The following is an 11,232-nucleotide window of genomic DNA, read 5'->3' as shown; positions in this document are numbered from 1 at the left end:
ATGCGCCTGACCGCCGGATCGCCCGCACGGCTCGGCGCAAGCTGGGACGGACGCGGCACCAATTTCGCGCTGTTCTCCGCCAACGCGCAGAGGGTCGAGCTCTGCCTGTTCGACGCGCAAGGCCGCCGCGAGCTCGAGCGTATCGAGCTGCCTGAGAAGACCGAGGATGTCTGGCACGGCTATCTCAATGACGTCTCGCCCGGCCAGCTCTACGGCTATCGCGTGCACGGGCCCTACGAGCCCGAGCACGGCCATCGCTTCAACGCCAACAAGCTGCTGCTCGACCCCTATGCCAAGCGGCTTGCCGGGCGGCTGGTCTGGAGCGATGCGCATTTTGCCTATCGCACCGGCTCACCGCGCGAAGACCTGTCCTTCGACCGGCGCGACAATGCGCGCGGCATGCCGAAGGCCGTCGTGGTCGACGAGACCTTCAACTGGGGTCGCCGCGAGATCCGTCCCAACATCTCCTGGGAAGACACCATCATCTACGAGGCCCACGTCAAGGGCCTCACTCAGACGCGCGACGACGTGCCGCCGAACTTGCGCGGCACCTATGGCGGCCTGTCCTCGCCGGCGATGATCGAGCACCTGAAGAAGCTCGGAGTCACCACGGTCGAGCTGTTGCCGATCCACAGCTTCGTCGACGACCGCATCCTCGTGGAAAAGAAGCTCGCCAATTACTGGGGCTACAACACGCTGTCCTTCTTCGCGCCCGAGCCGCGCTACGCTCAGGACAACGCGCTCGATTCCTTCCGCACCACGGTGGCGCGGCTGCACGATGCCGGAATCGAAGTGATGCTCGACGTCGTCTACAACCACACCGCCGAGGGTAACCACCTCGGCCCGACCCTGTGCTATCGCGGCATCGACAACGCCTCCTATTACTGGCTGAACCGCGAGAACCCGCGCTACTACGACGATTTCACCGGTTGCGGCTCGTCGGTGAACCTCACCCACCCGCGCGTGCTGCAGATGGTGATGGATTCCCTGCGCTACTGGGTCGAGGTCTGCCATGTCGATGGCTTCCGTTTCGACCTCGCCACCACGCTGGCGCGGGGACCGCACGGCTTTGATCGCGGCAGCTCGTTCTTGACCGCGGTCCGGCAGGACCCGGTGCTGGCGGCCGTCAAGCTCGTCGCGGAGCCCTGGGACCTCGGGCTCGGCGGCTACCAGGTCGGCGCCTTCCCATCGCAATGGTCGGAATGGAACGATCGCTATCGCAGCGCCATGCGCCGCTACTGGAGCGGCGAAGGCAGCCTGATCGGCGACATTTCCAGCCGTATGACCGCGTCGTCCGACCTGTTCAACCACGACGGACGCCGGCCGCGCGCCAGCATCAATCACATCACCGTCCACGACGGCTTCACCCTCGCCGACCTCTTCAGCTACAACGAGAAGCACAACGAGGCCAATGGCGAGGACAATCGCGACGGCTCCAACGACAATCACAGCAACAATTGTGGTGTCGAGGGGCCGACCGACGATCCCAACATCATCAGCCTGCGCCGGCAGCTGCGCAAGAACGTGCTGGCCTGCCTGATGCTGGCGCAGGGCGTTCCGTTGATCCTCGCCGGCGACGAGGTCGGCAACTCGCAATCCGGCAACAACAACGCCTATTGCCAGGACAACGAAGTCGGCTGGGTCGGCTGGGACAATCTCGGCAAGGAGGGCGACGACATGGTCGATTTCGTCGCCCATCTCGCCGACATCCGCCGCCGGTTCTCGCAGCTGCGCAGCCATCGCTGGCTTGATGGCCGGCCCAACGACGGCGCCTCCTACGGTGCGTTGTGGCTGACGCCCGCCGGCGACGAGATGACGGAGAGCGACTGGAAATTTCCGGAAGGCAGATTCCTCTCCTATGTGATGGGCCCGATGGAACCGGGCGGGGCTGCGATCTTTATCGTCCTGAACGCCGCCCCCGAAGAGATCGCATTCAAATTGCCCAGAATGGCCGAATATAAGAGCTGGCAGCAGATCCTGAACACGACCGATGCCAAGCTGAATACGATCGACTTCCTGCCCGGGAGCGACAGCAAGGCGCCGCCGCGCTCCGTGCTCGCCTTTGCGGGGGCACCATGAGGGCATCCTTCGGGGCGAGGCCGACGAAGGACGGCGTGTCGTTCCGGCTATGGGCGCCCGCCGCGCGCCGTGTCGACCTCTTGCTCGACCGCAGGCACGCGATGCAGCGCCGGCAGGATGGCTGGTACGTCGCCGACATTGCCGGCCTCACCGCCGGCAGCCCCTACAAGTTCAGGATCGACGACGAGATCGACGTGCCGGATCCTGCTTCGGCTTTCCAGCCCGAGGACGTGTTCGGCCCGAGCGAGGTGATCGATCACGACGCCTTCGTATGGCGCGCGCGCGAATGGCGGGGCCGTCCGTGGGAAGAGACGGTGCTGATCGAGACCCATGTCGGCACCTTCACGGCCGAAGGCACCTACCGCGCCATGATCGACAAGCTCGATCATCTCACGGCAACCGGCATCACCGCGCTGGAATTGATGCCGCTGGCAGATTTCGCAGGACGCCGCGGCTGGGGCTATGACGGCGTGCTGTGGTATGCGCCCGACAGCGCCTATGGCCGGCCCGAAGACCTGAAGACGCTGATCGACGAGGCCCATCTGCGCGGGCTGATGGTGTTCCTCGACGTGGTCTACAATCATTTCGGCCCGGAGGGGAATTATCTCGGCCGCTATGCGCCGACCTTCTTCACCGATGCGCACACGCCATGGGGCAGCGCGATCGACTACCGCCTGCCGCAGGTGCGCGCGTTTGCCGTCGAGAACGCGCTGTCCTGGCTCAGCGACTACCGCTTCGACGGCCTCAGGCTCGACGCCGCCAACCACATCATGGCTGTCCCGGGCGAGCAGTCCATGCTGCAGGACCTCAGCGTTGCCGCCGGCGAGCTCGCCAAGGCCACGGGACGCCACATCCACCTCGTGCTGGAGAACGGCGACAATTGCGCCAGCCTGCTCGATGCTGCGCAGGACCCGCCGAACGGCAAATATCGTGGCCAGTGGAACGACGATTATCATCACGTCTGGCACGTGATGCTGACCGGCGAGCATGCCGGCTATTATGGAGATTACCAGACGCCGCGCATGGATCTTGCGCGCGCGCTCGCCTCCGGCTTCGTCTATCAGGGCGAGATTTCGGAATTCTGGGGCAAGAAGCCGCGCGGCGAGCCGAGCGGCAAGCTGCCGCCGGCGACCTTCGTCAACTTCCTGCAGAACCACGATCAGATCGGTAATCGTCCGCTTGGCGAGCGGCTGGAAAGCCTGGCATCGCCAAAACAGATCGAGGCCGCGCTCGCGGTTACCCTGCTCGCCCCGATGGTGCCGATGCTGTTTCAGGGCGAGGAATGGGGCTCGACGGTCCCCTTCCCGTTTTTCTGCGACTTCCAAGGTGGACTCGCCGATGCGGTGCGCAAGGGGCGCAGGCAGGAATATGCCTGGGCGTACGAAAAATACGGCGACGAAGTGCCCGACCCACTCGATCCCGCAACGCTGCAATCGGCCGTGCTCGACTGGGCCGGCCGCACGCCGCAGCAGGACGAGCGCCTTGCGTTGGTGAAGGACCTGCTCGCGCTCCGTCATAAGGAGATCGTGCCGCGGCTGAAGGGCGCGAGCTTCGGTGACGCCGAGGCGGCCGACAACGGCCTGCTCACCGCGCATTGGCGGATGGGCGACGGCACGACGTTGCGCCTCGTCGCCAATCTCTCGGATCACGAGATCACCTCCACCGTCAGTGCGGGCGCGCCGATCTGGGGCAGCGCGGCCGGCAATCGGATTCCGCCCTGGTCGGTGGTCTGGCGTCTCGGAGGTTGACATGCCTCCTGCCATTCCGCTCGCGACCTACCGGCTCCAGCTCACGGCGGATTTCGACTTCGACAAGGCTGCCGCGGTCGTACCTTACCTGAAAGCGTTGGGGATCACGCATCTCTACGCCTCGCCGGTGATGAAGGCGCGAAAGGGCTCGAGCCATGGCTACGACACGGTCGACCACAGCCAGCTCAATCCGGAGCTGGGCGGCGAGGCCGGTTTTGCGCGGCTGAGCGAGGCGCTTCAGCAGCACGATCTCGGCCTCATCATCGACTTCGTGCCCAACCATGTCGGCGTGCACTTCTCCGACAATCCCTGGTGGCTCGACGTGCTGGAATGGGGCCAGGCCTCGCCGCACGCGGCCTCCTTCGACATCGACTGGGATCAATTGGCCTACCGCGCCCGCGGCGGCGTGCTGCTGCCGATCCTCGGCACGTCCTACGGCGAGGCGCTGGAGCGCGGCGACATCGAGCTGCGCTACGATCCGGACGAGGGAAGTCTCTCCGCCTGGTATTTCGAGCACCGCTTACCCATCGCGCCGGAGCGCTACGGCGAGATACTGCGCGTGATCGTCAAGGAGGCGGACGCCGCCGAGACGGAGCCCGGCAAGCGCCTGCTCGCGCTCGCGGCGCGCTACACCGGTCTGCGCCGCCCCAATCGCAAGGAAGCTCCCGCCTTCAAGACCGAGCTCAAGGAGATCGCAGGCGCCGCCGACATCATCAGTCGCGGCCTTGCCGCCTATCGCGCCGGCAAGGACCGCCCGGCACAGACGCTGACGCTGCATCATCTCCTGGAGCGCCAGCACTACAAGCTCGGGCACTGGCGGCTTGCCTCCAGCGACATCAATTATCGCCGCTTCTTCGACGTCAACGGCCTCGCCGGCCTGCGCGTCGAGGACGCGAGCACATTTGCCGCCACGCATCGGCTGGTGAAGCAACTCATCGCCGAGGGCAAACTACAGGGAATCCGGCTCGATCACATCGACGGCCTGCGTGACCCCGCACAATACTGCCAGCGGCTGCGCCGGCTGGTGCGCGACGCCCAGGGCAACACAAAGCCGTTCTATACGGTGATCGAGAAGATCCTGTGCGAGCACGAGCGCCTGCCGCATTTCGCCGGCGTCCAGGGCACCACCGGCTACGAGTGGATGAACGTCATTACCCATGTGCTGGTCGATCCCAAAGGCCTGGAAGCGCTCGACGAGACCTGGCGGCAGATCAGCAACCGCCCGCCGCGGCTTGCGCCTTACGTCAAGGAGGCGAAGCGGCGGGTGCTCGAGACCTTGCTTACCAGCGAGTTCACCGTGCTGACGCGCCTGCTCGCGCGCATCGCCAACGGGCATTATTCGACACGCGACTTCTCAGCCGACAGTTTGCGGCAGGCGCTCGAACTTTATGTGCTGCATTTCCCGGTCTATCGCACCTACCTGACGCACAGCGGCCCCACCGCGCACGACCGCAAGCTGATCGAGGACACCATCGCGCGCGCCCGCCGGGAGTGGTTTGCCGCCGACGAAGGCATTTTCGACTTCCTGCGGGACGCGCTGACCATGGACTTGCTCAAGCCCGGCCGTCCTCCGCACAGCACGCCGCGCGTGCGCCGGTTCGCGCTGAAGGTGCAGCAGTTCACCGGGCCGATGATGGCGAAGTCGCTGGAGGACACGGCGTTCTATCAATTCCACCGGCTGCTTGCGCTGAACGAGGTCGGCGGCGATCCCGCGAGCACCGGCCTCACCATTCCCGCCTTCCACCAGGCCATGCAGGCCCGCGCCAGGGAATGGCCGCAAGGCATGACCGCGACGGCCACCCACGATACCAAGCGCGGCGAGGATGCCCGCATGCGTATCGCGGCGCTGAGCGAGGTTCCCGGCGAATGGACCAGCGCGGTGGCGCGATGGAAGGTGTTGAACGCGCCGCATCTCACACTCCACGGCAATTTCCGCGCCCCGTCGGCGACGTTCGAATACATGCTCTACCAGACCCTGCTCGGCACCTGGCCGCTGCAAGAGTCGATCGATGCCGCCTTCGTCGAGCGCATCCAGGCTTATGCGCTCAAGGCCGCGCGCGAAGGCAAGGAGGAGACGAGCTGGCTCAATCCGCATGAAGCCTACGAGAACGGCATACGCGACTTCATCGAGAAGATCCTCGACCCCGCTCAATCCGCCGAATTCCTGGAGGCGTTGCAAACCCTGGCTCGCCGCGTCGCGCTGCTCGGCACGTTGAACTCGCTGAGCCAGCTCACGCTCAAGGCGACGCTGCCGGGCGTGCCGGACTTCTATCAAGGCAGCGAATTCTGGGACCTGTCGCTGGTCGATCCCGACAACCGCCGCCCCGTCGACTTCGCCGCGCGCCGCGCGGCGCTGACGTCATTGGAAGCGCCGGACTGGAACGGCCTGATCAAGAGCTGGCCGGACGGCCGGCTCAAGCTGGCCTGGACGCGGCATCTGGTCAAGCTGCGCAACGAGCTTGCCGACGTGTTCGCGCAAGGCGACTACCAGCCGCTGGAAGTACAGGGCGCACATGCCGACCATGTCATCGCCTTCGCGCGTCGCCACGGCCGCACGGCTGCGATTGTCGTGGTCGGGCGTCAGTTCGCGCCGTTCACCCAAGCAGGCCGGGAATGGCCCGCACTGGAGGGGCTTGACGCGACGATCGACATCACAGGCTATACCGTGCCCGGCCTTGCGGGGAACGACCTGCCGCTCGCCCAGGCTTTCCGCGACTTTCCCGCCTCGGCCATCGCGGCCCGAACTGCGAACGCCATCAGGCCCTCGCGGCAGCGCGTGCACGCCTGAAGTTACTTTCCCCCGTCTTTGGTCAACAGCAATTGGCCGCGCTTCCTGATCGTCGCCTGCGCCATCTCGGCAAAGCGCTGCAACAGCCAGGGCAGCACCACCTCGACCCGGACCTGATCGTCGGCCACGTCGATCTGACCGGTCGCGACCTGCCCCAGCGCACGGATGCGGAAGTTCATGCTGTCTCCGCTCCAGCGTTCCTCCTCCACCTGCATCACGGGAATGCTTGCTGCGGCGCGGCCAAGCCCTGCCTTGAGCCGGCGCACCGCCTCCTCGCGGCCGAGACGATGCGGAATTGAGACGACAAGCGGCGCTGACATGGTCCTGACCCCTGCTGACTGATCCCCACCTAGACATGGCCGACGGAAGGGCAAAGGTTCCATGCGAGCTGGGGCCGGCGCCCACGTTGCGGAGCCGGAACTTTAAAACATACGGCAAGTTGCTCCCACACGACGGGACAGGTGCAAACGACCCTTTCATCAAAGGGCTGAGGAGATTCGTATGTCAATCGGCACGATCATTCTGATCATTCTGGTCATCGCCCTGCTGGGCGGCTTCAGCGGCATCGGCGGCGGGCCGTTCTACGGCACCGGCTATTATGGCGGCGGCGGCCTTGGGCTCGTCATCATCATCCTGCTGATCCTACTGCTGATGGGGCGGATCTAGTTAGGGCGGTCATTCCGGGGCGCGCGCACGCGCGAACCCGGAACCTCGCGCCACAAATCTCTGGATTCCGGGTCTGCGCTTCGCGCAGCCTGGAATGACGTTTGGAAAGCACCTAGCTCGCCTTCGCCGCCAGCTTCTTCATCGCCGCTTTGATCGACGCGGCGGCATCGTCATAACCCTCCCATGCTTTCGATCTCGGCAACAGGCCCGGCACGGTGCGCAGCGTATACTTCTTCGGATCGAGATCGCTCTTCACCTGCGCCCAAGTCAGCGGCATCGATACCGTGGCGCCGACGCGCGCCCGCGGCGACAGCGGGGCAACCGCGGTCGACATGCGGTCGTTGCGGAGATAATCCAGGAAGATCTTTCGCTTGCGCAGCTTCTTCGACATGTTGAGCAGATAGCGTTCGGGATCGTCATTGGCCATCCACTGGCAGACGCCTTGTGCAAATGCCTTGGCTTCCTTCCAGCTCACCTTCTCGCGCGCGCCGTGGAGCAGCGGCACCACCACGTGGAGGCCCTTGCCGCCCGTGGTCTTGCAGAAGCTGTCCATGCCGACATCACCCAGCCGCTGCCGCATCTCCTTGGCCGCTTCGACGACCTCGGCGAAGTCCACGTCGGGCGCGGGATCGAGATCGAACACCAGCCGGCCCGGCGTGTCGTAGGCATAAGGCGCGCAGTTCCAGGGATGCAACTCGACGCCGCCGATCTGCGCCACGGCGGCAAGCCCCTCGACCCGATCGATCTCGAGATAGGGCTTGCGGTCGCCGGAGACCCGCGCGAGCTCCAGAAGGTTCGACTGCCCCTGCATGGCGTGGCGCTGGAAGAAGCATTCGCCCTTGATACCGTCGGGGGCGCGGATCAGCGAACAAGGCCGGCCCTTGAGGTGCACGATCATCCATTCGCCGACGGCTTCGAGATAGCGGGCAAGGTCCAGCTTGGTGACGGGCTCACCATTGCCGTCATCAGGCCAGAGCTCCTTGTCCGGTTTGGAGATGACGACACCCATGACCTCGGCATTTTGAGCGGCCTGCTTCGATTGTCCGCCCGCCTTCGTGCGCGCCGGCTTCCTGGCCGAGGGTTCGGCGAGCTCGGTATCGACCGGCGCCTCGGCCTCGACCTCCTCGGCCGGCTTGTCCTGCCGCAATCCCTTGAATGCCGCCTGGCGAATATTGCCGTCGGCGGTGAAGCCGGCAAACTCGATCTCGGCGACGAGCTCCGGCTTCAGCCAGTGCACGTCGCGGGTCTTCTTCGGTGCGTTCTTGCCGCCGAAGGGGTTTTGCTTGGTCTCCATGGCCTTCAGAAGAGGCATGATGCGCTTGAGCTTGTCCGCGCCAAAGCCGGTGCCGACCATGCCGACGAAGGCGAGATGATCGCCACGCTGCACGCCGGCCATCAGCGAGCGGAATTTGCCGCTGGTGGTCTTGTAGCCGCCGATCACCACCTCGTGGCCGGCCCGACATTTCGACTTGACCCAGCTCTCGGTGCGGCCGGACCGATACGGGGCATCCAGCTTCTTCGACACCACGCCTTCGAGCTCGAGCTTGCAGGCCGATCTGAGCACGGCATCACCGCCGCTCTCGAAATGCTCGACATAGCGGATCTGGCTCGATTTCCGCTTGCGCTGGCCCAGCAGCTCCTTCAGCCGGGCCTTGCGTTCGCCGAGCGGCAGACGACGGTAATCCTCGTGCTCCGCGAAAAGCAGGTCGAAGGCAAAGAAGATCAGCTCGTCGGTCTTGCCATCGGACAGCGCAGCTTGCAGCGAGGAGAAGTTCGGCGCACCGGTATGGTCGAGTGCGACGATCTCTCCGTCGATCATCACGTCCGGCAGCGCTGCCGCTTCCTTGGCAATCGAGGCGAACTTGCCGGTCCAGTCGAGACCCTTGCGCGTCTTCAGCGTCGCCTCGCCGTCCTCGACCCGGAGCTGCACCCGGTAGCCGTCGAACTTGATCTCGTGGCACCAGCCCTCGCCGGGCGGCGGCCGCTCGACCAGCGTACAGAGCTGCGGCGCAACGAAGTCCGGCATCTCCGAGACCTTCTCGGCGTTCGTCGCGGTCGTGGCGCTCTTCTTCCCTGCTTTGCCGGCTTTCAACGCCGTTCGCGGCGCCGGCTTCACCGTACGCCCTTTCGTCTCCTCGGCACGGTTGGACTGCCAGACTGCATCGGCCTTGCCCTTGGGACCCTTGGCCAGCATGAACGGCTTCGGCGCGCGGCCCTTGCCTTCGGCGATCTGCTCCATCGCGCGGCCGGAGGCGACGGACTTGTCCTGCTCCAGAATGTCGTTGTCCGCGCCTTCGCGGACATATTCGTCACGATGCTTGATCAGCAGCCAGTTGGTCCGCTTCTCGCCGCCGCGCTTGCGCATGCGCACCAGGACCCAGCTGCCATGCAGCTTGTCGCCGTGGAGCGTGAACTTGAGATCACCCTTCTTGAAGCCGGCTTCCGGATCTTCCGATTCCCAATAGCCTCGATCCCAAAGCATCACGGTGCCGCCGCCATATTGGCCTTCGGGAATCGTGCCTTCGAAATCGCCATACTCGAGCGGGTGGTCCTCGACCTCGACCGCGAGGCGCTTGTCGTGCGGATCGAGCGAGGGCCCTTTCGTCACCGCCCAGGACTTGAACACGCCGTCGAGTTCGAGCCGGAGATCGTAATGCAGGCGCGTCGCATCGTGCTTCTGGATCACGAACCGCCGCTGTTTCGAGGGGGCCACTGTGGTCCTGCCCGATGGTTCGGGCGTCTTCTCGAAGTCACGCTTCTGTCGGTAAGTGGAGAGTTTTTGCAGCACGACCGGTCCCGCTTCTCTTTCGGCGTTCAAGCCTATCACGGTCAAAGTCCCGTCCGGAACCAAAACCCTGTGCGACGGTTGGGGTTCCAAAACGCCTTGAAAACGCTGGAGAATGGAATGGCCCCGCGCGCCTATTGGAAGGGAACGTTGAAGCTCTCGCTGGTGAGCTGCCCGGTGGTGCTCTACCCGGCGGCAACCGCCGCGGAGAAGACGCGGTTTCATCTCATCAACCGCGAGACCGGGAACCGGCTCAAGCAGCAGATGATCGATTCCGAGACCGGCGACGTCGTCGAGAGCGATCAGAAGGGGCGCGGTTACGAGCTGAGCAAGGGCAGATATGTCGAGATCGAGCCGGAGGAGCTCGAGGCAGTCCAGATCGAAAGCAACCACACCATCGACATCGAAAGCTTCGTGCCGCGCGAGGAAATCGACAAGCGCTATCTCAACCATCCCTATTACATCGCGCCCGACGGCAAGGCCGCCGTCGACGCCTTCGCGGTGATCCGCGACGCCATGAAGGATGAGGACCGCGTGGCGCTGGCCAAGATCGTTCTCACCAATCGCGAGCACGTCATGGCGATCGAGCCGCTCGGCAAGGGCCTGCTCGGCACCACGCTGCGATTCCCTTACGAGCTGCGCGACGAGGACCAGTTCTTCGACGACATCAAGAGCCCGAAGATCACCAAGGACATGGTCGAGCTCGCCGGCCACATCCTGCAGACCAAGGCGGCACATTTCGATCCCAGCAAATTCAAGGACGAATACGAGGACGCGCTGAAGGCACTGGTGAAGCGCAAGGCCAGCGGCAAGAAGATCGAACTGCCGGAGCCCGAGGAGCGACCGAGCAACGTCATCAGCCTGATGGACGCGCTGAAGCAGAGCCTGAAGGGGCGCGGCGGCAAGAAGACTGCGGCGAAGTCACATGCGCGGCGTGCGACGGGACGGCACCGAGCCGCGAAGAAGACGCACCGGACAGCTGCGAGGCACAGGAAGGCGGGTTGACCTTGCACCGTCATTGCGGAAACAGGCTTGCGCCACAACCTCTGTCGTCATGCCCGGCTCGACCCGGGCATCCACGCCTGTCCTCACACGCCGATAGACGTGGATGGCCGGGTCAAGCCCGGCCATGACGAGTGCGCCTCAAGCCAGCACACCATGCCGCC

The 11,232-nt window shown here is 64.8% G+C and carries 7 protein-coding genes; 5 read left to right on the top strand and 2 right to left on the bottom strand.

The features are described 5' to 3' along the window. Genes glgX through treY form a run of 3 tightly spaced genes read left to right on the top strand, consistent with a single transcriptional unit; the run spans window position 1 to window position 6,615 of the window. Window positions 1-2,079, top strand: a complete 2,079-nt coding sequence (gene glgX, locus EAV90_RS16870; protein ID WP_129144067.1) for a glycogen debranching protein GlgX — start codon at window positions 1-3, stop codon at window positions 2,077-2,079. Next, window positions 2,076-3,827 (top strand): malto-oligosyltrehalose trehalohydrolase, encoded by a 1,752-nt coding sequence (treZ, locus tag EAV90_RS16865; RefSeq protein ID WP_129144066.1) that lies wholly within the window; start codon window positions 2,076-2,078, stop codon window positions 3,825-3,827. The genes glgX and treZ overlap by 4 nt, the downstream gene beginning before the upstream one ends. A 1-nt stretch (window position 3,828) precedes the next feature. Further along, complete coding sequence (treY, locus tag EAV90_RS16860) at window positions 3,829-6,615, top strand: malto-oligosyltrehalose synthase (RefSeq protein ID WP_129144065.1); 2,787 nt, start codon at window positions 3,829-3,831, stop codon at window positions 6,613-6,615. 2 nt (window positions 6,616-6,617) lie between these two features. Here the strand turns inward: treY and EAV90_RS16855 are convergent, their stop codons facing one another. Beyond that, the gene (locus EAV90_RS16855) at window positions 6,618-6,935 is read right to left on the bottom strand and encodes a polyhydroxyalkanoic acid system family protein (protein ID WP_122401835.1); all 318 of its coding nucleotides are present in this window, start codon (window positions 6,933-6,935) and stop codon (window positions 6,618-6,620) included. A gap of 181 nt (window positions 6,936-7,116) precedes the next feature. On the opposite strand from EAV90_RS16855, the gene EAV90_RS16850 reads away from it, so the two are divergent. Beyond that, window positions 7,117-7,281, top strand: a complete 165-nt coding sequence (locus tag EAV90_RS16850) for a DUF3309 family protein (protein ID WP_084298933.1) — start codon at window positions 7,117-7,119, stop codon at window positions 7,279-7,281. A gap of 112 nt (window positions 7,282-7,393) precedes the next feature. Here EAV90_RS16850 and ligD read toward each other — a convergent pair whose 3' ends face one another. Further along, window positions 7,394-10,069: a DNA ligase D gene (gene ligD, locus EAV90_RS16845; RefSeq protein WP_129144108.1), complete on the bottom strand. Its 2,676-nt coding sequence runs from the start codon at window positions 10,067-10,069 to the stop codon at window positions 7,394-7,396. 117 nt (window positions 10,070-10,186) lie between these two features. Between ligD and ku the strand changes: the two genes are divergently transcribed. Next, on the top strand, window positions 10,187-11,071 hold the full coding sequence (gene ku, locus EAV90_RS16840) for a non-homologous end joining protein Ku (protein WP_129144064.1): 885 nt from the start codon (window positions 10,187-10,189) through the stop codon (window positions 11,069-11,071). Window positions 11,072-11,232 lie beyond the last annotated feature (161 nt).

It is taken from the genome of Bradyrhizobium vignae (assembly GCF_004114425.1).
In the GTDB taxonomy this organism is placed as follows: Bacteria; Pseudomonadota; Alphaproteobacteria; order Rhizobiales; family Xanthobacteraceae; genus Bradyrhizobium; species Bradyrhizobium vignae.
This window is presented reverse-complemented; position numbering and strand designations above follow the sequence as displayed.

What these genes read in the sequence shown, in the direction of transcription:
- EAV90_RS16850 (WP_084298933.1), top strand. Translation starts at nt 7,117, where the DNA reads ATGTCAATCGGCACGATCATTCTGATCATTCTGGTCATCGCCCTGCTG.
- treZ (WP_129144066.1), top strand. Translation starts at nt 2,076, where the DNA reads ATGAGGGCATCCTTCGGGGCGAGGCCGACGAAGGACGGCGTGTCGTTC.
- EAV90_RS16855 (WP_122401835.1), bottom strand. Translation starts at nt 6,935, where the DNA reads ATGTCAGCGCCGCTTGTCGTCTCAATTCCGCATCGTCTCGGCCGCGAG.
- ku (WP_129144064.1), top strand. Translation starts at nt 10,187, where the DNA reads ATGGCCCCGCGCGCCTATTGGAAGGGAACGTTGAAGCTCTCGCTGGTG.
- treY (WP_129144065.1), top strand. Translation starts at nt 3,829, where the DNA reads ATGCCTCCTGCCATTCCGCTCGCGACCTACCGGCTCCAGCTCACGGCG.
- glgX (WP_129144067.1), top strand. Translation starts at nt 1, where the DNA reads ATGCGCCTGACCGCCGGATCGCCCGCACGGCTCGGCGCAAGCTGGGAC.